The sequence below is a fragment of the Methyloglobulus sp. genome (genome assembly GCF_040079455.1).
GTDB lineage: Bacteria > Pseudomonadota > Gammaproteobacteria > Methylococcales > Methylomonadaceae > Methyloglobulus.
In genome coordinates, this window is sequence record NZ_JBEBKJ010000034.1 from 1 (window position 1) to 21,840 (window position 21,840).

18 protein-coding genes, 2 pseudogenes and 1 riboswitch are annotated in these 21,840 nt (G+C 45.2%); of the genes and pseudogenes, 11 read left to right on the forward strand and 9 right to left on the reverse strand.

Annotated elements, in window-relative coordinates; all coding sequences use genetic code 11:
- Positions 1–93: 93 nt before the first annotated feature.
- The 3 genes from ABL924_RS09020 to ABL924_RS09030 all read right to left on the reverse strand — a co-directional run bounded on the left by ABL924_RS09020 (position 94) and on the right by ABL924_RS09030 (position 4,136).
- On the reverse strand, positions 94–1,305 hold the full coding sequence (locus ABL924_RS09020; RefSeq protein ID WP_349026760.1) for a glycerophosphodiester phosphodiesterase family protein: 1,212 nt from the start codon (positions 1,303–1,305) through the stop codon (positions 94–96).
- A gap of 190 nt (positions 1,306–1,495) precedes the next feature.
- Complete coding sequence (locus tag ABL924_RS09025) at positions 1,496–3,277, reverse strand: bifunctional metallophosphatase/5'-nucleotidase (protein ID WP_349026761.1); 1,782 nt, start codon at positions 3,275–3,277, stop codon at positions 1,496–1,498.
- A 358-nt stretch (positions 3,278–3,635) separates the two neighbouring features.
- Entirely contained in the window at positions 3,636–4,136 is a 501-nt protein-coding gene (locus ABL924_RS09030; RefSeq protein WP_349026762.1) for a hypothetical protein, read from the reverse strand.
- A 42-nt stretch (positions 4,137–4,178) separates the two neighbouring features.
- Positions 4,179–4,257: riboswitch (cyclic di-GMP riboswitch) on the reverse strand.
- A gap of 483 nt (positions 4,258–4,740) precedes the next feature.
- Here ABL924_RS09030 and ABL924_RS09035 point away from each other — a divergent pair.
- The 4 genes and pseudogenes from ABL924_RS09035 to ABL924_RS09050 all read left to right on the forward strand — a co-directional run bounded on the left by ABL924_RS09035 (position 4,741) and on the right by ABL924_RS09050 (position 6,321).
- Positions 4,741–5,286, forward strand: coding sequence for a hypothetical protein (locus ABL924_RS09035; protein ID WP_349026763.1), 546 nt, complete (start codon positions 4,741–4,743; stop codon positions 5,284–5,286).
- 75 nt (positions 5,287–5,361) lie between these two features.
- Complete coding sequence (locus ABL924_RS09040) at positions 5,362–5,502, forward strand: hypothetical protein (RefSeq protein WP_349026764.1); 141 nt, start codon at positions 5,362–5,364, stop codon at positions 5,500–5,502.
- Between the two features lie 40 nt (positions 5,503–5,542).
- Positions 5,543–5,979 (forward strand): annotated as a pseudogene (locus ABL924_RS09045) (ATP-binding protein).
- A 42-nt stretch (positions 5,980–6,021) separates the two neighbouring features.
- Entirely contained in the window at positions 6,022–6,321 is a 300-nt protein-coding gene (locus ABL924_RS09050; RefSeq protein WP_349026765.1) for a hypothetical protein, read from the forward strand.
- Positions 6,322–6,706: 385 nt separating this feature from the next.
- Here ABL924_RS09050 and ABL924_RS09055 read toward each other — a convergent pair whose 3' ends face one another.
- The 3 genes from ABL924_RS09055 to gpmI all read right to left on the reverse strand — a co-directional run bounded on the left by ABL924_RS09055 (position 6,707) and on the right by gpmI (position 10,883).
- A complete protein-coding gene (locus ABL924_RS09055) occupies positions 6,707–8,023 on the reverse strand; it encodes a S41 family peptidase (RefSeq protein WP_349026766.1) in 1,317 nt (438 codons plus the stop codon).
- A 132-nt stretch (positions 8,024–8,155) separates the two neighbouring features.
- Positions 8,156–9,334 carry a peptidoglycan DD-metalloendopeptidase family protein gene (locus ABL924_RS09060; protein ID WP_349026767.1) on the reverse strand — a complete coding sequence of 393 codons (1,179 nt, stop codon included), beginning with the start codon at positions 9,332–9,334 and terminating at the stop codon, positions 8,156–8,158.
- 7 nt (positions 9,335–9,341) lie between these two features.
- On the reverse strand, positions 9,342–10,883 hold the full coding sequence (gpmI, locus tag ABL924_RS09065) for a 2,3-bisphosphoglycerate-independent phosphoglycerate mutase (RefSeq protein ID WP_349026768.1): 1,542 nt from the start codon (positions 10,881–10,883) through the stop codon (positions 9,342–9,344).
- A gap of 266 nt (positions 10,884–11,149) precedes the next feature.
- On the opposite strand from gpmI, the gene ABL924_RS09070 reads away from it, so the two are divergent.
- Genes ABL924_RS09070 through ABL924_RS09080 form a run of 3 tightly spaced genes read left to right on the forward strand, consistent with a single transcriptional unit; the run spans position 11,150 to position 13,149 of the window.
- Positions 11,150–11,623, forward strand: coding sequence for a rhodanese-like domain-containing protein (locus ABL924_RS09070; RefSeq protein ID WP_349026769.1), 474 nt, complete (start codon positions 11,150–11,152; stop codon positions 11,621–11,623).
- 48 nt (positions 11,624–11,671) lie between these two features.
- Positions 11,672–12,130, forward strand: coding sequence for a protein-export chaperone SecB (gene secB / locus ABL924_RS09075; protein ID WP_349026770.1), 459 nt, complete (start codon positions 11,672–11,674; stop codon positions 12,128–12,130).
- A 17-nt stretch (positions 12,131–12,147) separates the two neighbouring features.
- A complete protein-coding gene (locus tag ABL924_RS09080; protein ID WP_349026771.1) occupies positions 12,148–13,149 on the forward strand; it encodes an NAD(P)H-dependent glycerol-3-phosphate dehydrogenase in 1,002 nt (333 codons plus the stop codon).
- A gap of 16 nt (positions 13,150–13,165) precedes the next feature.
- Here the strand turns inward: ABL924_RS09080 and ABL924_RS09085 are convergent.
- A pseudogene (locus ABL924_RS09085) lies at positions 13,166–13,295 on the reverse strand (DNA-binding response regulator); the annotation flags it as partial.
- A gap of 136 nt (positions 13,296–13,431) precedes the next feature.
- Between ABL924_RS09085 and ABL924_RS09090 the strand changes: the two are divergent.
- The gene (locus tag ABL924_RS09090; protein WP_349026772.1) at positions 13,432–15,735 is read left to right on the forward strand and encodes a DNA internalization-related competence protein ComEC/Rec2; all 2,304 of its coding nucleotides are present in this window, start codon (positions 13,432–13,434) and stop codon (positions 15,733–15,735) included.
- Positions 15,736–16,346: 611 nt separating this feature from the next.
- Positions 16,347–17,435 carry a L,D-transpeptidase family protein gene (locus ABL924_RS09095; RefSeq protein WP_349026773.1) on the forward strand — a complete coding sequence of 363 codons (1,089 nt, stop codon included), beginning with the start codon at positions 16,347–16,349 and terminating at the stop codon, positions 17,433–17,435.
- A gap of 322 nt (positions 17,436–17,757) precedes the next feature.
- Here ABL924_RS09095 and chrA read toward each other — a convergent pair whose 3' ends face one another.
- Entirely contained in the window at positions 17,758–19,110 is a 1,353-nt protein-coding gene (gene chrA, locus ABL924_RS09100) for a chromate efflux transporter (RefSeq protein ID WP_349026774.1), read from the reverse strand.
- A gap of 854 nt (positions 19,111–19,964) precedes the next feature.
- Between chrA and ABL924_RS09105 the strand changes: the two genes are divergently transcribed.
- A complete protein-coding gene (locus ABL924_RS09105; RefSeq protein WP_349026775.1) occupies positions 19,965–20,867 on the forward strand; it encodes a hypothetical protein in 903 nt (300 codons plus the stop codon).
- A 16-nt stretch (positions 20,868–20,883) separates the two neighbouring features.
- Here the strand turns inward: ABL924_RS09105 and ABL924_RS09110 are convergent, their stop codons facing one another.
- A complete protein-coding gene (locus ABL924_RS09110; protein WP_349026776.1) occupies positions 20,884–21,099 on the reverse strand; it encodes a hypothetical protein in 216 nt (71 codons plus the stop codon).
- A gap of 218 nt (positions 21,100–21,317) precedes the next feature.
- Here ABL924_RS09110 and ABL924_RS09115 point away from each other — a divergent pair, with 218 nt between their 5' ends.
- Entirely contained in the window at positions 21,318–21,767 is a 450-nt protein-coding gene (locus ABL924_RS09115; RefSeq protein ID WP_349026777.1) for a hypothetical protein, read from the forward strand.
- Positions 21,768–21,840 lie beyond the last annotated feature (73 nt).

Below are 21,840 nucleotides of genomic sequence, written 5' to 3' on the forward strand. Positions count from 1 at the left end.
TTCAGCCGAATACCGCCCATTAAGGTGAATGCCAATTCAAAAAAATCGGCTTTTGACCAGTCAGCCGGAGTTTCTGCTGTTTGTGCAAAGGTCTCAATAAGTGACTGTAGCAGGCCAATCAGAAAAAATGCCCATCACACCGACTTCTTTAGCTAATACATCCAACATCACCATTGTATCTCCATCAGTTTTAATACCGTCAGCAACTGATTGATAATAATAACCACCGCCATTTTTCAAAAGCCCAGACCGCTCTAGCGTCCAAGTAATGATTTTTAAGCCACCAGACTTTAATGCTTTGGCATAATCAGATGGAATGATTTTGTTTTGTGCATCCAGGGTGACCAATGCCCAAGTTGGTGGGGCGACAATTTGCACTCCCTGAGCAATTAAGGCTGGAATTCTTGCCATCGCCGCATCAACATCTTCTGGCGTATTCAAATCTTCCAAAGAAACAGCCTGTTTGCCGAAAGCGGGTTCATGCTTAATCCAGTAAAGAATATCTGCAACATGAAAAGATTGCGGATAAACCCGGTTAGGGTTAATGCCTGCCGCCTTATATTCATCAATCATTTTTTGTGCATACATTTCTTGGGTAAAGCCATCGAAAGGCATAGGCACAAGCGCTTCTTTCAGCTCAGGTGTCATGGAAACATTTAGTTTTTTCGTCAAATTGATGAAATCTTTGTGAGTCATGACTGTCCCATTGCCCGCATAAGTATCGGTGCGGAAGCTAGGTGTCCCATTCATATATTCCGAAACTGTTTTTGCGGCTAGATTTGCACCGTCCATCTTGCCTTTAAGAGATTTAAACTCGGCTAAGGTAATGTCGCTAGTGCAGCATTTAACATTTGCATAAGGTGTCGCACTGTTCATGTCCGGTTGTATCGAACACTTGTTAGCCAATGGTGTTTCCATAATGTTGGTAGTCGTCTGCAGATCACATTGAGAATGACGACAAACTAACTCCTTATCCTTGGTAAACGTTACGTCACACTCAAGAATTCCAGCGCCCATCCGGGCTGCTGCTTCTAAGGATTGTTTGGTTTCTTCGGGGAATTGTAGGGCTGCTCCGCGATGCCCAATCGAAAATTTGGTTTTATAAAAAGAGCCTTCTGAACATTGCTGCAATTCAGTTTTAAGCTTACTTTTCTGCATGTCATCGACTAAGAAAAATGGTCTAGGCCCAAGCTGGATATTTTGCACAGGTCGGCTGTGATTGTTGTTTTGGTCTGCCGATACGGCAAGTGGTGACAAGATAGCTATTACAACGGCAATAGCTAATAGGTTGTTAAACAAGCGCATGATAATCTCCAAGAAAAGTTATTTTACTTATTGCGTTCAACCAAGACCAGTCGATCAGGTTAAGCTATGAACATTACTGTTTTTTTATGTCTATATGATGTCAATTTTATTAAAAATTGATGAAACAATATCAAGAAGCCCTTAGCAGAGTTAGTCGGCAGCCATCAACGTTTAACCTATATGCTTGAAGTTAGGGTAACTTTAGAATTCGGCCCAACGCATTTGGGGATACTGGGGAGTTGGCTTTAAAATAAGCTTCCAGAGCATCGCTATCTTGAGCGCCACCTAGACGATTTGTCCCAAGCGACAAGACTAAGAAATTATCGCCGCCGTCAGCCATAAAGCTGTTTACGGTAACTCGATAATTTGCCCCAGGATCAACCACGGCACCATTGATCTTAATGCTGTCAGGATTGACTTTATCGCAGGAAATACCAGTAAAAGACCATTCGTAGGAAAAGCCTTCAGAAACAGACAGTATGCGGTTGAAAGGCTGATTGTTGGGGCAACCTTGAAATTGCTGTTCGAGTAAGTTTTCGATTTGAGCGCCAGTCAATGTCATTGTAACCAGACTATTTCCGAAAGGTTGGACTGTAAATGCCTCACCGAAGGTGACATTGCCATCACCTTCATCCGCAGCGCTAGAGAGAAACGTAAGGTCGGCACGGACTCCACCAGGATTCATAAAGGCAACTACTGCATCGCCGAAACCAGAATCTTTGGTGGCAGCAAGTTGGGCATCGGCAATCACATCGCCCATGGCAGATTCACCGGCAGTATTATTCGTACGCGATAAGATTCCAGTAATGCTTCCGATGACACGATTGGCAATCGGCTGTACTAAAGCTTTGTAATTATCAACAATCTGCTTAATTTCGGCATTTGGGATGATAGCCGTGTTCGTTCTGTCTACTGGGACGTTGACCGGTTTTACATCCAACACTCTTCCTGTTTTAGCGTCGATGACCATATCAATATCAGTCAACACCCGGCCTTGTGAATTTGCGCTCGTAACCGAAACCAAATGGCTTTGACTCTTGGTCGCAATCAAACAATTGTAAGCTTGGTGCGTATGCCCAGAGATAACTAGGTCAACCTTATCGGAGAGTTGGTTGACGATGGTTTTTATAGGTGAACCCTCCAGATTTCCATCACAGGAATTGATGGTCGAGATCGCTTGGGAGACTGGTATTGTGCCGCCTTGATGGATTAAGACAACAATGGATTTAGCACCTCTTCTGTAAAGTTGAGGAATTAAAGCATTTATGGTTGCCGCTTCGTCCTTGAATTCCAATCCGACCACGCCAGTTGGCGTTACAATCGTAGGTGTTTCCTTCAAGGTCAAACCAATAAAGCCAACTTTAACATCGTTAAATTCTTTAATAACAAAAGAAGGAAACAGGTTTTTTCTGGTAGCGGTATCTACAACATTTGCCGCCAAAAACTTGAACTCAGCACCTTCAAACGGAACTGGCGTTCCAACTAGGCTGCCCTGACAACTGTTTTCATCTGTCGGATGGCAACCGCCTTTTTGCATACGTAACAGCTCAGCCTTACCTTCGTCAAATTCATGATTCCCGACGGCATTAATATCTAAACCGAGGCGATTCATGGCTTCAATAGTGCCTTCGTCATGGAACAACGCTGATACTAAAGGAGTTGCGCCGATAAGGTCGCCTGCAGAGATAACGGTAGTGTTAGGGTTTTTAAGCTTAAGGTTGGCGATATAACCAGCTATCCAATCGATACCGCCTACTGGTGTTGTCGGCGGAGTGGGCAAAGCGGGTGTTGCCGGCACATCGCGTAATGTTCCGGGGGATTCTAATTGTCCGTGAAAATCATTAATGGCAACTATTTTGACGGTAACGGGTGTTTTTGACTTTTTATGATTTTTTTCATTATTGCTTGCATAACTGACACTTATAGCCGCAAGTATCAAGGCTATGCTACTGGCGATTTTCCGCATTTTCATGGTTTTCTCCTTTGGTAAAGGTTGCCTACAACACTTGATATGCTTATTTTTGTCGCAGGTTGCTATTCGCCAGGAAAATTTGATTGATGAATAATCACTCCGCCAACGAATTTTCTTAACCTTAGCCCAGCAATGTGAAATAAAAGTTACAGCATCATGAAGATTTTGTGTCAGTTACTATGGCCTTTGAGCTTTAGTAAGCGAATGTAAAGGATTCGTAAAGCCATGTGGGATTTCTCAAAGAGTTCCTCAATCGGACGTGGTATGTTGAAAACCGCATCCCAGTTAGATATTGCTGGAAACTTAGGCACAAAAAAAGGGAGGCAAGCCCCCCTTTCTTAGAAAAAACTTCTAGCGATTAACCTTTAGCTGCCTTGCGCCGTGAAACACCTGTTAAGCCCATCAACGCAGAACCAAATAACCAGATGGCTGCAGGAATTGGGGTTTGAGCAACTGCGATACTGCCACCATAGCTACCAGTACTTGTTCCACTGATTACCAAGCTGTGGAATTGTTCTGCTGTTCCTGCTAAATCAGCCATCAGCAACTGAAAAGTCCCACCAGAGGAAAGCAATAAATCGACACCATCCAATTGTGCAGCAAAATTATTAATCTTTCCTATGGTTTTGCCGGTTTTAGCGTTGATAGTAAAAGAATTAGTGGCAGATGCACTTATACCATCATTTGCTGGTGCCACAAAAATGTAAGTATCTTCAAACGGACCTGTACCTCTGAACTCACCGTTAAAACCTTTAAAGTCAGTTATAGCACCCAAATCGTATGAATTAAATGTAGCAGCGCTAGCTTGAAATGAGAATGCCGATATTGCTAAACCTAAAGCAACCAATACTTTTTTCATGTAAATCTCTCCAAAAATTAATAACCAGTTATAAAAAATTAAATTTGCAACTCAGCCATCTTTTTTGAAAAGACCTGTAGCTTTCCGACCCTGCTTCGCAGCAGGTGTAGCCTTGTGGAATAACGACGAGTCTTTATTCCACTTCCTTACTAAAGCTCCTTGAATACGCTTGTCCTTTTATCTTGAGTTAAGTTTCTAACTTGAGGATAGAATAAAGGTTTGTGGATTTGTTAAATATACGTACGATTACCTAGTGCCCCAACAATCAACAGTAAAACCCAAACTCACTAATTTTCAATCTCCGCTAGTAAATGATGCCTACAACGGTCAATGTGCTTATTTTTGTCGCATGTTGCAATTCGCCAAGAGAATTTGATTAACACCCTCTCGCCAACGAAGACTATTGAATCTTAGCCCCGCAATGTGAAAACAACGCTACAGCATCATGAAGATTTCGTGTCAGTTACTATGGGTGCCAAGCTTTAGCAAAGGAGTTCAATAGTTCATACCGATCTGGATAAAATTACCCAAAATAAAATCCGGCAGAACTCATTAAGTTCTACCGGATTTATTATTCAATTTAGGGCTGAGGGGAGACCAACAATTGACTAACAATTTTAGGCTGACGGCTGATAATCTCAGCACTTTTAGTACTCAGATCTTGAGCGGTATAAGGTTCTATTCCATAGGTTGTTATTTTCAAGCTATGGTTATCAGGCTTAATGTCAAACCGCGTCCAGCCAACTGTTGTGCGACCCTTGGCATTATTTGCCGATACTGGAGAAAAAGCCAGGGGCGCTCCGGCATGGCGCACCGTTCCGGCAATGGGGATTTGCCGACACCTATCCGGATCGCCAGGGACCGACTCCTTAAACAGGACAAAGGCGACCGGGCGTTTGTCGAATTGCTGCTGATGGCCAGAAGCCTTGGCGAAAACGGACTTGAAACGCTTGAAGTCGCTTGTGACCCGACCTTACAAACCGGTGTTATTGCCGCTGCAATTGTACTCAACGAAATGCGTCGCCTCACCGAGGCAGCCCGTCCTAAAGCACTACAGAGTTTGCCGGCAAACATTCCTGCCCTGCGCCTTGACGTACAGGCCGATTGCAGCCGTTACGATAGCTTGAGGGGGACTCGCTATGACCATTGACCGCCGCCCAACACAGGCCGGTCATGCCAGAAGTCTGGCTAGATCGCTTAATAGCAGCTGAACAAGCTGATCGCCATGCCCGACTTAAACTACCAACTGCATGCCGCCAAATTGCCGCCCCATCGGGATTTGATCGATTTTGATTGGACGGAAAGCCTTCTGGACAAAGCCCATATTGAACAACTGGCCACCAGCAGCTTCATGGAGCACGAATAACCTCATTTTTGTCGGTGGCGCCGGTACCGGTAAAACCCATGTGGCATCCGCACTGGCTGTTTCAGCTATTCATCAGGCCAAGCGTATCCGTTTCTACAACGCGGTTGACCTCGTCAATCAGCTGGAAAAAGAAAAACAGTTGGGCAAAGCCGGATTCCTGGCCAAACGGTTAATCCAGATCGATGCGTGATTATTGACGAACTTGGCTATCTGCCGTTTCCCCAGTCCGGTGGGTCCTTGTTGTTTCACCTCATTAGCCTGCTCTACGAGAAAACCTCATTGATCATTGCCACCAATCTGAATTTCGCCGGATGGATGCAAGCCTTTGGCGATGAAAAAATGACTACCGCCTTGCTGGATAGGGTAACCCACCATTGTGACATCCTAGAAACAGGCGATGATTCTTATAAAACAACGGAAAAAAGCTATCCAAAAACCATGGCCTCTTTAAGTCAACTGGAAATTTTTGGATGTTGATAGGTGGGAATTATTGGGTGGTGATTGACATGAGGTGGGGGCTTGGCATTAATATATTGCTGTTTGTTTGCCCATTTGGGCAGTTTCGGCGGATACCATGCTCGCCCAGCACGTCCCCGCCAGAAAAAGGGTAAAAAGCCACCGGTTTCAGGTGAACCGGTGGCTGCCCACCCAGCTGTTAGTCGCGTCCTGTCCGAAGACGGCGAAATACTGGCTGAATGGCTACTACTGAGCAATGTTAAAGAAATAGATGCTGGCACGTTGGTGCTTTGGTATTACTGGAGGTGGCAAATCGAATGTTTCTTTAAATTGCCCAAATCGGCAGGCCATGATTTGGAATAATGGCAACAAGAACCAGCCATCGCTAAACGTTTGCCAGCATGGCTTGCGTCACCGTCTGGGCGATTGCCGCCGACAAAAGGAAGGAGGCACTGTGTGCGGGTGTTCCTGATTAAACTCAGCGGCAGACAAATGAGGCACAAAAAGAATTTATCAACGCTGAAAATCTTCACTCCGCTAACGTTACGTTTCCAAGATTTTCAGTGCATGAATGTAATATGGCAAATAAACAACCTATTCTAGTGTCCGAAAAAACTTGACCACTATAATTTATGCTCTGCTCTGCTCTGCAAGGGAGGGGATAATAAGGTTTGAAGCAAAAAATACCCGATTTCAGTCAACAGTTAAGGCTGACTTGGGTCGGGCATTTAGTCAAAAAGGCTAATATTTACTTGTTAACGATACTAATACCTTTCAGTAAGGTTAATGCCTGATAAAGAGGATAGTCTTTATATTCCGCCGCTTCTTTAGCTTTTCCTGCTTCGGCCTCTTTCGCCATTTCCTTTGCCTTACCATTCTGTAAATGATGTGAAAGGTCGGCTTCTTTTACCGGATCGAACTCGCTCTTATCCAGGGATTCTAGCTTAACGTTTGCCAGAGCTATGTCTGGTTCAATACCTTCGGCCTGGATTGACCTGCCCGATGGTGTGTAGTATCTAGCTGTAGTTAGCTTAACTGCAGCTCCATTGCTGGTTGGCAAGATGGTTTGTACGGATCCTTTACCAAAGGATTTTTCACCCATAATCACGGCACGTTTTTGGTCTTGCAACGCACCTGCCACAATTTCTGAAGCGGATGCTGATCCTGCGTTAATCAATACCACCATCGGCGCACCTTCAATAAGATCATCGGGGGCGGCATTAAAGCGCATTTCAGAGTTTTCAATACGCCCTTCGGTATAGACAATAAGCCCTGATTTGAGGAACGCATCACTGACATCAACCGCTGCATTCAACACACCGCCTGGGTTATTTCTTAAATCTAGCACCAAACCTTTAAGATTGCCGGCATTTTCTTTCTTCATATTGGCCAGGGCTTCTTTAAGGCTTTCTCCGGTACCAGATTGGAAACTACTGATTCGTAAGTAACCATAATTTTTTTCTAACAGCCGACTTTTTACGCTTTGCACCTTGATAACAGCGCGTAGTAAAGTCAGCTTAAGCGGTGCCTCCGCGCCTTCCCTCACGACAGTTAATTGGATTTTGCTGCCTGGCTCACCGCGCATTTTCTTGACGGCATCGGCTAATGACATACCTTTCACGGGCTCATCATTTAGCCTGACGATGAGGTCGCCAGTTTTTATACCGGCTTTTTGGGCAGGGGTGTCATCAATCGGTGAGACCACTTTAATAAAACCATTTTCCATGGTGACTTCTATACCTAAGCCACCAAATTGTCCGGTCGTACCTTCTTTTAATTCCTGGTATTCCTCGGAGATTAGGTAAGCGGAATGGGGATCAAGACCTGATAACATCCCGCGAATGGCATCTTCGAGTAATTTTTTGTCTGAGACAGGCTCGACATAATCGCGTTTGATGCGACCAAAAATTTCGGTAAATGTCCGAAGATCTTCGAAAGGTAATGCTTCGTTTTCTAGCGCAACATCGTTTTTGTCCTTTTCAGCGACTACGCTACCGCAGATGCCCATAAAAACACCCAACATAACCCCTAAGGACAAAATAAATAAACTCTTCTTTTTTAGCATGTGCCTTTACACTCCAACCACTACATTATCTTTAATTTTTGGGGACAATCTTGAACGCCTAGATGCCGATTAGTTAACCGTCAAAACCAAAACAAAAAAATCACCGCTTATCCAACTTCACATCATCAGCCTCTAATTACGACACCAAAGCAATGGATCAATCGGCTTGCCATTCCGGCGTATTTCAAAATACAGTCCGGGCTGAGGTCGACCACCGCTTTGACCTACCGACGCAATCACATCACCGGCTTCAACCCAATCGCCTTTGTGTTTGTAAAGGCTTTGGTTAAATGCGTACAGCGTCATAAATTGCTTGTCATGCTCAACGATAATCAACAAGCCATAGCCCTTCAAAGTACCCGCATAAGCGATTTTTCCTTTGGTTACCGCATGTATATCAGCACCTTCCTTAGCATTGATTAAAACGCCTTTCCACATATCTTCCGAGGAAGAACTGCCGATCATGCTCGCCAACTTACCTTTTACTGGCAAGGGCAACTCACCCTTTAAGGCAGAAAAATCTCCGGTCAGCTTAGGAAAACTTGCTGTATTTCCTGGGCTAACCGTTTCAGGACTTGACGTTTCAGACTCTTGATTAGTCTCATCAGGTTCGTTTTCCAGCGTTTGGATGAGGTTTATCAGTTTATTTTCACTTTCTTTTAGAAGGCTTAATTGATCTTCTTTAGAATAAAAATCATCATTTAGCTGAGCAACCAGGTCTTTTCTCTGTTTTTTTACCTCGTCCAAGGCCGCTTGTTCTGATTTTTTTTGTCCTTGATTTTTTTCCAGTAACTCGGTTTCGGCTTGCTTCTCTTTATCTAGCTCATCTAAATATTTAACTGTTTGTTGAATATTAGCAAGCTTTTGTAAACGTGCCTTATTAAGATACTCATAATATACCATCATTCGACCAGATAATGCCGGATCTTGTTGATTAAGCATCAATTTTAATTTCGATTGCTGCCCCATCGCATAAGCCGCTCTAACCTGCCCAGAGACTTCTTTATTCAATTGTTTGATTTGACCTTGGTATGAGCTTATTTGCCTACGAATCTTGTCCAAGCTGCTGGTGGTCAGCTCTATCTGTGCCTTAATCGACTTCATCGAGGCGGCAACATCGCCATAACGCTCATCAACTTGGGCTAATAATCCGAGCAACTGGTCTTTTTGCTGCTCTAACGCTTGTGCGTCAGGATTGACCGCGACATCCGAGCCTGCATCACTTTGCTGTTGTGTATCAGTGGCATCTTCGGCACATGCCAATCCCGTTGACAAGACTAGCAGAAAATAAAAAACTAGATATTTCCACATGCCAACATCAAGTGGCTTTGATAAGAGACCTACCGTTCATTTCCGCAGGTTGTCCAACGCCTAATATAGCTAATAGAGTGGGGGCCAAATCCTTCAGGCTGCCGCCGGAAGCTAACTTACCTTCACCGCAAACATAAATCAACGGCACTGGGTTGGTGCTGTGTGCAGTCTGAACTAAGCCGTCATCATCGACCATCTGCTCGATATTGCCGTGATCGGCTGTCACCAACATTTTTCCACCGACACTTTTTAGCGCATCAACGACGCGCTGTAAGGAAGTATCAATAGCTTCTACCGCCTTAATCGCAGCAGGAATAATCCCCGTATGGCCTACCATATCACCATTGGCATAGTTGCAGATAATGACATCGTATTTACCGCCAGCGATGGCTTCGACAAAACGGTCGGTCAGTTCAGGCAGGCTCATTTCCGGCTGCAAGTCATACGTTCTGACATTGGGTGAAGGGATTAGCATTCTATCTTCACCAGGAAAGCTGGCATCAACACCGCCGTTAAAGAAAAAAGTAACATGGGCGTATTTTTCGGTTTCTGCAAGACGCAATTGAGTCATACCCAAATTCGATAAATATTCGCCCAGGCTATTTTTAATATCCACCGATGGGAATGCGACGGGATAATCAAAATCTTCGTGATATTCAGTTAAGGTTGCGTAACAACCTTTGTGCGGCGCATGACCACGTTCAAATCCGGTGAAATCAGCATCGGTGATGGCTTGGGAGATTTCTCGCGCCCTATCTGCACGGAAATTCATAAATACCACGGAGTCTTCAGGATCGAGTGTTGCAGCTTTTCCTTCGGCATCTAAAATTACTGTTGGCAGAACAAACTCATCATTCTCGCCTCGGTCATAAGATGCCTGTAAACCTTCCAGCGCAGAGCTTACGCGATAACTACCTTCGCCTTTTACAATCAGATCATAACCTTGTTTGACCCTATCCCAGCGCTTATCCCTGTCCATCGCATAAAAACGACCGACAATCGACGCAATTCTGCCCACACCCAATCTCTTGAATGTCGCTTCCATTAATTCGATAGAAGCAGCCGCGCTTTGGGGTGGTACATCCCGCCCATCCAGAAAAGCGTGTAGATAAATATTCCGAAGCCCACGTTTTGCAGCTAATTCGATCGTCGCCACAATTTGGGTTTCATGGCTATGCACTCCACCTGGAGACAATAGCCCCATGATATGCAGTGCGTTGCCCTTATCTTTGGCTGCATCAACTGCCTGACATAACACCGGATTGGTAAAAAAACTGCCATCCTTGATCGCATCATTAACCTTGGAGAAATCCTGGGGTACGTAACGGCCTGTGCCGATGTGAATATGCCCGACTTCGGAATTGCCCATTTGTCCGTCAGGCAGACCGACCACTTCCCCAGCGCATTCCAGCAAAGTCATAGGATAATCTTTTTGCAGACTGTCCCAGCAGGGGGTATTCGCCATCGCAATGGCATTGTTCTCTTTTTCCGTGGAATATCCAAATCCATCTAGGATCAGCAATACAACAGGTTTGGGGCGACTCGACATCTTACTTTTTATCTCCAGAAACTTTTATAAACAACCCATAGCCTACGGGAGTAACAATCTTTTGCAAGCATCCCACAAACATTACCCGAAAACCGTCAAAATAAGGTATCATTCGCCACATTTATAGGGATTACTGGGTCCCGCGTTGGGATGACCACGCGCAAACAGGGGGCATTATACTAAATATGCGCTAGCATGGTTGTGTAAAATACCCCAACCGAATCCCCTAATTTATAACATCAATAAAGCAAACACCCTTCATTATCATGCCATTATCAGAAACATTTACCCCAGACCGCCTCATAGAATTCATCTTAAACCATTATATTTTGGCACTTGCGCTAGTGGTGGTGACTTATTTGTTGATTCAGGAATTATTTGACTCGGCACTTAAGAAGTTTGGTTTCGTATCGCCCTTGTTGGCCGTAACCAAAATGAACAATGGCAATACCGTAGTCATTGACGTACGCGAACACGATGAGTTCAATAAAGGCCATATCGAAAGCGCAGTCAACCTGCCGCTGAGTAAAATAAAAGAGCAAATATCTAGCTTTGATGCCTACAAAAACAATCAAGTTCTGATTGTTTGCCAGGACGGCACACGTTCAGCCACGACTGGAAAAATAATCACCAAGGCGGGGCATAAGGACGTGTTTGTCATCACTGGCGGCATGCAATCCTGGCAGGAAGATTACAAATTACCGATTAAAGTCAACCGCAAAAGCAAGACTGGCGCTTGATTTTGTAAACAAGCTTAATCTCTCAAACTTACTTTTTAGACATCACTCATGGCCGAAGAAAATAACACCCCAGAAAAACAATTCTCTATCCAGAAGGTTTACACCAAAGACCTATCCTTTGAAACGCCTAACGCACCGAAGATTTTCCGTGAAAAATGGGAACCTGTTGTAGATTTCAACTTAGGCACGCATGTAGACAAACTGGACGAAAACGTCTTTGAAGTCACTCTAACTGTAACGATTACCGTCAAAAGCGTCGACATCACGGCTTATTTGGTCGAAGTCAACCAGGCTGGGATCTTCACGTTGGAGAATTTTAACGAGCAAGAAATGGGGCCGATGCTTGGCAGCTTTTGCCCGAACATCCTGTTCCCTTATGCACGGGAAGTCGTCTCTGATCTGGTCGCAAAAGGTGGTTTTCCCCAACTGCTGCTTGCACCAGTCAATTTTGATGCGCTGTATGGTCAACATCTGCAACAAACGGCTGGATCAAACACCATCAACTAACTGCTTGGTCAATAAGCTTGAGCCAAAAAATAAGCCTGCTCGGCGCAGGTTCCTGGGGTACTGCACTTGCTATACTGGCTGCCAGAAACGGTTGCCAAGTTTTATTGTGGGGACACAACCCTGAACATATCGCGGCTCTCGCCAGGGAAAGAAAAAATCAGCGTTACTTGCCTGATCTAGTCTTTCCAGAACAAATAACCGTAACCTCTGACCTAAAGCAAGCCGCAGAATTCAGCGACCTTACCTTATTATCCGTACCCAGCCACGCCTTCAAAAGCACCTTGATTAATCTCAAGCCGCATGTCTCTGCTAACGATTTAAAAATAGCCTGGGCAACCAAAGGCTTTAACCCAGAAGATGGCGCATTACTGCATCAAGTTGTGGCTGATGTATTCTCACCAAACACACCAGCCGCTATCCTTTCCGGTCCCACTTTTGCCCGTGAAGTCGCCGCAAACCTTCCCACCGCAATCACCATTGCCTCAAAGCAAGCCGAGTTTGCGGATCAACTGGCAGACATCATGCATAGTGACCGTTTTCGGGCGTACACCAGCTCTGATATTATCGGTGTTGAAGTCGGCGGCGCGGTCAAAAATGTATTGGCGATTGCCGCCGGTATTGCCGATGGCTTGGGCTTTGGTGCCAATACCCGTGCGGCATTGATTACTCGCGGTCTCAGTGAAATCATGCGCTTAGGCATCAAACTGGGTGGCAAGCAAGAGACTTTCATCGGACTTGCTGGCTTAGGTGACTTGGTATTGACCTGCACCGACAATCAATCCAGGAATCGCCGCTTTGGTCTGGCCTTGGGGCAGGGCAGAAGCAGATCGTCCATCACCAATGAGATAGGCCAGGAAATTGAAGGAATCTTAGCTGCTAAAGATACCTTGCTGCTCGCCAAGCGCCATAAAGTAGACATGCCCATCACTGAACAAACTTTTAGGGTCTTATACGAAAATCTGAATCCATTAACCGCCGTACAAAACCTGCTTGCCCGTGACCAGAAAGCTGAATCTTAGGGTCTCCCATAATCAGGTTGTAAAGCTGGCAAGCAGCTTTTCCCCGTTCTGCCTCATAAATTTTCGGAAAGTGAAAGATAAGCCTTATAGCCTACCCTAACGACGGCATGGTCATCAACAAGTAGTACATCAATCTTAGCTGTCATTCACGTTTCCCCATTGATATTTCAACCCTCAATGATGCCCATTTTGCTTAAAAATAACATGGGAATTTTCCCTGATTTTACGAAAAGTCAGAATTCAGAATATCTAACCCGTTAAGTTGCTACACTAGCCAGTACTATGGTTGCACTGGTTTTATTCTTTCTTGCCGGAATTTTGCTGGTTCAGCAAATGACGATATTGCCCGATGTTGCCTGGTTTCCAGTCGCGGTCGTTGGCTTAGGTGTATTGGCAAAGTTACGGTCGTGGCATGGTTTCTTTTTTGGATTCGCCATATTGTGGGCTATGGTATTTGCCTCAATCAGGCAAAATGACCGTTTGCCAGAACATTTGTCAGGTCAGGACATCAAAATTCAAGGTTATATCGCTGACTTACCAGAGCATGAAAGCAACCATGTCCGCTTTAATTTCAACGTGGCGGAAGCAGCCAACCAGATTCCAAATAAATTGAGATTAACTTGGTATTACCCTGACCAAACCATTAAAGCTGGACAGAAATGGGCGTTTACGGTCAGGTTAAAACCGCCGCACGGCAATTTTAATCCCGGCGGTTTCGATTACGAACGCTGGTTATTTTTTGAGGGCATCGGTGCGACCGGTTATGTCCGCCCCAAACCTCAACCTCAATTGCTGGACAATGGTTCAACCCAAACCAGCCTGTTAGTTTGGCGGCAACTTATCGCGGAGCAATTAGAGCAAATACTCGCGAATAGTAGCAGCCTACCGTTGATTAAAGCGTTAACAATTGGCGATGGCAACAGTCTTTCTGCTGACCAGTGGGACATATTCCGCAAAACTGGCACAACCCATCTGATGGTTATTTCCGGCTCACATATTGGTTTGGTTGCCGGGCTAGTGTATTTATTGGTCATCAGGTTTTGGGCTTGGTCGGGGATTTTGGCATGGTCTCCCCAGAAAGTCGCGGCTATCGTGGCGTTAGTGACAGCCATATTTTATGCGGGCTTAACGGGCTTTTCGGTACCTGCACAGCGTTCGGCATTGATGATTGCTATCGCTATGGTTGCAGTAATCCAGCAGCGTAATACTCGACCTTACAACATCCTCGCTGTTGCCTTATTCGCCGTCCTGATTGTTGATCCACTGGTCGTATTGTCAGCGGGATTCTGGTTATCGTTTATTGCGGTTAGCTTAATTATTTATTCCATCACCGGACGCTTAGGCAAACTGGGCTTTTTTCGCGGCGGTTTCAAAATCAATTGGGTAACTTCGGTAGGATTAGCGCCGTTATTGTTGTTCTTTTTTCAGCAAGTTTCATTGATTGCACCGCTGGCTAATTTAATCGCCGTGCCAATCATCAGCTTGGTCGTCGTCCCATTAGCGCTGCTTGCAACGCTGGTCATGTTTATTGCTCCGTTAGTGGCGGTTAAACTATTTTTTGTCGTTGATTTGGCATTACAGGGCTTATGGTGGATTCTGATCAAATCAGCCGACCTGCCCTTATCGACCATAAACCACTCCCAACCTTCCTGGTGGGCATTAGCCTTTGCAATTCCAGGCATATTATTACTGTTTGCACCCAAGGGAATGCCGTCGCGTTGCTTGGGATTGATTATGTTGTTTCCTTTGATTTTTACCGAGTCGAGTAAAGTAGAACCCGGCGTGGTCAAATTGACTTTATTAGATGTCGGACAGGGCTTATCTGCCGTCGTGCAAACGGCGAATCACGTCCTAGTTTACGATACGGGCGCAAAGTTTTCAGCGACCAGCGATATGGGGCAAAGTGTTTTAGTGCCATTTTTGCGTAGCCAGGGTGTTAATAAGATTAATACGTTGATTGTTAGTCATGGGGATAACGACCACATCGGCGGCGTTGATTCCTTAATGGCAAGTATGCACACTGAAAATGTTTTAACCAGCGTGCCACAACAATTGAGCCAATATTTCCCGACCCAATGTCAAGCAGGGCAGTCATGGACATGGGATAAGGTCAAGTTTTCCATAATATCTCCGCAAATTGGCAATAATTCATCAGAAAATGATAACTCCTGCGTCTTGCAGATTCAGGCGCCAAAAGGTACTGCACTATTAACCGGCGATATTGAAGCCATAGCTGAGTCGAGGCTGTTAGAAACCTACGGCAATAAGCTGAAAGCCGATGTTCTTGTCGCGCCACATCATGGCAGCCAAACCTCGTCAACACACGCGTTCCTGAAGGCAGTTCGACCCAGTATCATCTTAATTCCTGCGGGTTATAACAATCAATTCGGACATCCCCATCTAGAAGTTCTAAAGCGTTATCAACATTTGAATGCTACTTGGTTGAATAGCGCAGACGAGGGTGCTATTCAGGTGACCCTTGATAGCCATTTAGGCGTGGAATCGTGGCGTGAAGTTGAGGGTCAATACTGGAATTATAAAAAAATAACACATAAACACGGCGTGTTACGACAAATCTTGCCATGAACATGACTGAATAGACGAGACTTGTTATTTACAGATATTCGTAAAAATTGGGCTTATTGCTAAAGCTAGTACTTTTTGTATGTGAGCCGATCAACTTAAGGGAAAACACCTATTAATCGCAATTTAACCGACGCTACTGCGAAGGTGCTGAAAATTTTTGGATTTTTCCAAGAATTCTAGCGTTATGAAGTCGATTCTTGTCGCAATGCCCGCCTTAGTGAAGGACTTCCGCCCTTTTATGCCACACTGGTCGCAACTTCCCCGTCATTGTCCCTCAATGTCTGGCTGCCTGGTTTTCTGTCGCGCTTAATCAGTTGTAGCTTGAACAGGTCTTGATAGAGTTGCCACTATTATCTCATTTTAGGGCTGTTTCAGGGTATGCAAAAAGCATGGGGAAATGGGGGGATTATTAGGGATGCTCAAATGATATTTATTACCCGCACAACCAAAAAAAGACTGAAATTAAGATCTTGCTCACAAGTTTAAGTCGTGCTTACACATTGTGTATATTTGCAACCTTGACACATGGTAAGATACTACTAATATTGAATGACAGAACCTGATGATTATCAAAGGGTAATGTGACTTCTTAACAACAACACCATCAAGATATGACTAGAGTATACATCCCTGCCCAGAAAACTCGCGTAATGAACAAACTGGTATTTTCTATCGCATTAATTTTTATGGGCGGCAATGTCGGCGCGACCACGTATCAAATGCCGGTAACTGCTGGCGATACCGTCGTTGAACAATTTGGCAGCGGTAATTCTACGACAACCGTAATGGAGGATGAAACCCTGCTGGATATGGCGCTACGTTATACTTTAGGGCAAACTGAGATCATCAAGCTCAATCCTAAGATGGATAGATGGTTGATTAAAAAAGGTCAGGTTGTGCGCTTGCCAAATCGCCGTGTGCTGCCGGATACCCCACATAGCGGCATTACCCTAAATATTTCTGAATTCCGCATGTATTACTACCCGCCTGGACAAGGTGGCGAGGTGATGTCCTTCGCACACGGAATAGGCCGACAAGACTGGAAAACGCCGTTAGGCAAAACCTCAGTTATCCGCAAAGTCAAAGATCCCGCATGGCATCCGCCGGAATCCATTCGGAAAGAACATGCCGCCAATGGCGATCCTTTGCCGGCGATTGTACCGCCAGGGCCGCATAATCCCTTGGGTACGCGTGCTTTGTATCTTAACCTGCCTGGCGAATACCGCATTCACGGTACGGATGTCGATAAAATATTTGGCATAGGTATGCAAATTACTCATGGTTGCGTACGGATGTACCCAGAAGATGTTGAAACTTTGTATGATGCCGTACCCTTAGGAACACCCGTTTACATCGTTAAACAACCGATTAAGGTCGGCTGGCTGGACAATGTGCTTTATGTTGAGGCGCATCCTGATTTGGAGGGTGAAGAAATGGGTCAGGAGCAGCGTTATGCGGTGGCGTTAAATCTTATCCAGAAAGCAACAAAAGAAGACATGCCGGAGTTCGATCAGAAAGCCTTGAATCAAGCGTTGAAAGATTTGGATGGCGAACCCGTTGCGGTTTATGAGCGTGTACCGGTAATGGAGCCACAAGATGCAGTGCCTGCACCTAATCAAAATGAAGTGTTTCCTGATTCTAATCCCGAATCCGCACCGGTTGGCAAAGGCTCTCCTGGTGGTTATTACAAGGGGATTTGATTTCTACCTTAAGCGACGGATGTAGAGACGCAAAAATTTGTGGCTTTACACATAAGGTAACCTCTAATAATTCAAAAACTCCTTCTCCATTTGGGAGAAGGTTGGGATGAGGGGGATATAAACAGTTGCTTTTATTCACCTCACCCCAACCCTCTCGGCAACTGCTCCTGCGTTGCCCTACTACCTACGTCCATGTAGGCATCCAGCAGGAGAGGGGGCTTGGTGATTTGGCAACCCATTGTTTTTGTTATATTGAAAAGTTGTGTAGATACTTATGCCCAGAGGGGAGGGGACTTTTAGAGACCCCATAAGTTCTAAGTTTCTACAGCGAAACCAATACCCCCGCCGCCGCAGACGCAATTATCACAGGTATCACTCCCACCTTAAAGTGGAACAATGCGATTAACGCATACACGCCGATCAACGCAGCAACCCCGTCAAAATCGCCAGCAAAGCCTTTTGGCCAAAACACATGCCAGGCGAAAAACACCGCAAGATTAAGGATCACCCCCACGACCGCTGCGGTGATTGCCGATAGCGGCGCAGTAAATTTTAAATTGCCATGCGTTGATTCCACCAACGGGCCGCCAGCTAAAATAAACACAAAGCTAGGCAAAAACGTAAAGTAAGTCACGATAACCGCAGCAATCGTGGCAGACATCAATAAGCTATCAACACCAAATGGCATCTGATTCCAACCAGCGAGAAAGCCAACGAAAGTGACGATCATAATTAGTGGGCCAGGCGTAGTTTCACCTAACGCTAAGCCGTCAATCATTTGCGTGGCAGTCAACCAGTGGTAATGCTCAACCGCGCCTTGGTACACATAAGGTAATACCGCATAAGCACCGCCAAACGTCAGCAATGCGGCCTTGGTAAAAAACCAGCTCATTTGCGTGAACGCACCTTGCCAGCCGAACTGCCAGCACAACATGCCCATCACACTTCCCCACAATAGCAATCCGGTCAGCGCAATTTTGCATAATCGCGTCCAACGAAATTGGGCATGTTCAGGCGCGGGCGTATTGTCATCAATCAACGCTGCGCCATAATTTTGCTTGTTTGTACCGTGTCCACCGCCAACAGTAAATAACGTCGGTGTGATGCGTCCGCCCAAAGCACCCAGCAAAGCGGCAATCAACACAATAAGAGGGAAGGGTGCATGTAAGACGAAAATAGCGGCAAAAGCCAATGCTGCCAGCACCCACATCAACCAATTTTTCAGCGCACGCGAACCTATGCGATAAGCCGCGAACAGCACAATTGCCGTCACTGCGGGTTTTATGCCGTAAAGTACGGCAGATATAGCAGGTACTGTGCCAAAGCGTAGATAAATCCAGCTCAATAGAATCAGCAAAAATAGTGATGGCAAGATAAACAGCAAGCCAGCGGCAATTCCTCCCCAACTCCTGTGCATCAGCCAGCCGATATACGTTGCCAACTGCTGCGCCTCAGGGCCAGGCAACAACATACAATAATTTAACGCATGAAGAAATCGGCGCTCGGATATCCAGCGTCGCCGCTCGACCAATTCCTGGTGCATGATGGCGATTTGCCCCGCAGGCCCGCCAAAGCTAACAAAACCCAGTTTCGCCCAAAAGCGTAAAGCCGCCAAAAAGCTTACCGGTTGTGGTGGAAGGCTGCTGTCTATGTTGTTGGATTCGGAATTTTTCATGTGCTTAGCTTATACCAATTCCAAAAGATTGTTATATGAATACCCCTCATCCTAGCCTTCTCCCTTTGGAGAAGGTAACAATGAGAACTTATTGGGATTGGAATTATATGTGAGTCGTTTGGGCATGGCTTGGATGATAGGAAATCACTCACCTAATCTTTTCACGCAAGGGAGATTGCAGAAATTTGTGTGGATACCTAAGGATACTAAAAACTCAAAACAACCTTCTCCCTTCGGGTATAAGTATCTATACAAGCTTTAAGCCCCTTCCCCAGAGGGAGGAGGTTGGGATGAGGGGGTTAGGATCAGGCTTACGCTGAAGTATCTTGCTAATCAGTTAAATCTGAAGAGAAGTTGTAGCTGAACCTTGCCTGAACCCTGTGATTTTTTATTTTTTAGCCTCAAATGACCAAAAAACTGTTTTTTAGAACAAAAAATCCTAATTAAACTGTGTCATATGACACACCTACTGTGTTATTTGACACAGTTTAATTAGAAAGCCACGGCTCATGCGGGTTACAGCGGGTGTAGAAATAAATTAAACTGTGTCATATGACACACCTTTTGCTTTTAGTCTAAAGGCAGAAGGGCTTTTCAGGTCAATATTCATTGAGCTATCACCTACAAAGCTATGTTGTAAATTATGATAATATTTTTTAAATATAAATATTATCAGTTAGTTATATGAATATTTCTTGGAAATACACAGCATAAAATTAGTTGTCTGTGGATTGCAAAAATAGTTTAAAAGTTGGCATAGATAGTGCTTATATTACGATGTGACGAATAATTATTCGACACGTATAAAAGGCAGTACTTTTTATAACAACCAGTCCCAAGGAGGACTTACTACGATGACAAAAACAAAACTAACACTTTGCACGCTTGCAGCCTTGTTTGCTGCCGGACAAGCTTTTGCTCACACGGGCGTTAAGGATCAAGCCACCGAAGGCGTTGCCAGTTATAACGCTTTTAACATTGGTCATGGTTGCGGCGGTGATGCTGGTACAGATGCCTATCCTGTCATCGGTCAAGTGGCCTTATTTCCATTCGGCGCCAATGCCGTTTGGAAAGATGCCGCCGGCAACGTGATCGAAAGAGGCGGTAACGGTAACGGTACTATTGAGGCCGCTACACTTGGATTGTCGCCAGCGGGTTATGCTGGTTTTGGATCACCTTTTGTCACCACCCAAGAAATCGTGGATGACCTGGGTAACGTGCAGGCAATCCTATATAAAAATGGCGCGCTGGAACCTAAGCTTAACGCCCTTTCCCCGTTCAAGATAACAGCGCCTAAAATCGTTGACAATTGCACAAGGCTGAAAGTCCGTGTGGCCGTGATCAATTACTGCGACACTGGAAAAAACGCAGCGAACGATGTAAAAGGTCCGTACAAGGCGCCTAAAGATGCCTTTGGCAATAAGATCCCTTACACGACTACCCTTGACGACGGCGGTGTTCAAAAAAATGTAGCGGATTCGCCTTTCTTTACTGACATTCGTGCTGGTAATGGCGACAACAACCGTGCTGACTGGTGGTTTTATAACCCAGATGGCGGCAGCTTGTTATATAACGATGCAGACTTGATGCCTTCTGCGGGTCAATGGTCAGCTGTACTCACCGTTAATAATGCCGCAGCTCAAGCCGGATGTGCAGTGGTCAAAGATGTATTTGTTGAACCGAATGGGGCGGCATTTGATACTTTCCTGACTGAGCGTAACGTTCGTCCATTCAGCAAAGGGTTGTCAAATTTCTAAGTCTACCGGTTTGGTTTTAGTCGGTTAAGGTGGGCAGAGCTTTTCTCCCGCCGCTGTAATAACAGCGGCGGATAAACGATAAGGCTACTCGCTCTCTTTGCGCCGACAACACAACCCCTTCCATTCCAGGGTGTTCCGTGCAAGGCGGATCGCCTTGGAATTTTGCGTTTATGTCAACCCTAAAAAAAGGTGTCATGGACTGTATTTTTATTGATAGTTTGTAGTGACGCAAGATTTTGTGCCTCTACAAACTTCTCCAAATTTGGTTCCAGGCTGGAGCCAATAGCTGACCTTATCTCGGCTTAAGTGCCAATGATAAACGCCAGGTTAACCGGGCTAAAGTGGAGTTTTTTTCGCTTGCCCAAGTCGATGGTTTGTGGATTGAACCACGGCACTATGACAATGTTTCCGTTAGTGCACTAACGGAACGAATAAATAAGAGGAAATAAAATGAAAATATCTAAAAAAATAATGACTGTGAGCTTATTGATTTCAGCAGGATATGCTGGCCTAGTTTCTGCGCATGTGCAATCAGGTGCTGTGGGTATTGCAACTTCCGGTGTGGCGAGAACTGACGTGTATACCCTAGCATGTCCTACGGGCACTGCTAAGCTTTATATTCGCGTTAAGGATCTTGCGCCTGTAAAAGCCCCTTTGGTAAGTATACAAGCGACTAAAGGTACGTCTTCATCAGCGTTAAGCACTGATGCTGTGGATGGTGATGCTAATTACAGTCCTGCACTGACGTTATCCGCAGGTTCAGGTGTTTACACCTTTAAAGTCAATAAATCTGCCTCTTCTGTGGTGGGCATTGAAACTTATACGGCTGAAATCCATTGTCAGGACAGTGCCGGCAACCATTTGGCACAACCCGATCCAACGATGACACAAAATCAATAAAGCTTAGTTTTTAAGTTCGTAGGTTGGGTTGGCGGTAGCGTAACCCAACATTGGCCGCATCGGTGTGTTGAGG

What these genes read in the sequence shown, in the direction of transcription:
- chrA (WP_349026774.1), bottom strand. Translation starts at nt 19,110, where the DNA reads ATGAAAAATTCCGAATCCAACAACATAGACAGCAGCCTTCCACCACAA.
- ABL924_RS09115 (WP_349026777.1), top strand. Translation starts at nt 21,318, where the DNA reads ATGAAAATATCTAAAAAAATAATGACTGTGAGCTTATTGATTTCAGCA.
- ABL924_RS09090 (WP_349026772.1), top strand. Translation starts at nt 13,432, where the DNA reads ATGGTTGCACTGGTTTTATTCTTTCTTGCCGGAATTTTGCTGGTTCAG.
- ABL924_RS09095 (WP_349026773.1), top strand. Translation starts at nt 16,347, where the DNA reads ATGACTAGAGTATACATCCCTGCCCAGAAAACTCGCGTAATGAACAAA.
- secB (WP_349026770.1), top strand. Translation starts at nt 11,672, where the DNA reads ATGGCCGAAGAAAATAACACCCCAGAAAAACAATTCTCTATCCAGAAG.
- ABL924_RS09070 (WP_349026769.1), top strand. Translation starts at nt 11,150, where the DNA reads ATGCCATTATCAGAAACATTTACCCCAGACCGCCTCATAGAATTCATC.
- ABL924_RS09040 (WP_349026764.1), top strand. Translation starts at nt 5,362, where the DNA reads ATGCCCGACTTAAACTACCAACTGCATGCCGCCAAATTGCCGCCCCAT.
- ABL924_RS09020 (WP_349026760.1), bottom strand. Translation starts at nt 1,305, where the DNA reads ATGCGCTTGTTTAACAACCTATTAGCTATTGCCGTTGTAATAGCTATC.
- ABL924_RS09105 (WP_349026775.1), top strand. Translation starts at nt 19,965, where the DNA reads ATGACAAAAACAAAACTAACACTTTGCACGCTTGCAGCCTTGTTTGCT.
- ABL924_RS09030 (WP_349026762.1), bottom strand. Translation starts at nt 4,136, where the DNA reads ATGAAAAAAGTATTGGTTGCTTTAGGTTTAGCAATATCGGCATTCTCA.
- ABL924_RS09025 (WP_349026761.1), bottom strand. Translation starts at nt 3,277, where the DNA reads ATGAAAATGCGGAAAATCGCCAGTAGCATAGCCTTGATACTTGCGGCT.
- gpmI (WP_349026768.1), bottom strand. Translation starts at nt 10,883, where the DNA reads ATGTCGAGTCGCCCCAAACCTGTTGTATTGCTGATCCTAGATGGATTT.
- ABL924_RS09055 (WP_349026766.1), bottom strand. Translation starts at nt 8,023, where the DNA reads ATGCTAAAAAAGAAGAGTTTATTTATTTTGTCCTTAGGGGTTATGTTG.
- ABL924_RS09060 (WP_349026767.1), bottom strand. Translation starts at nt 9,334, where the DNA reads ATGTGGAAATATCTAGTTTTTTATTTTCTGCTAGTCTTGTCAACGGGA.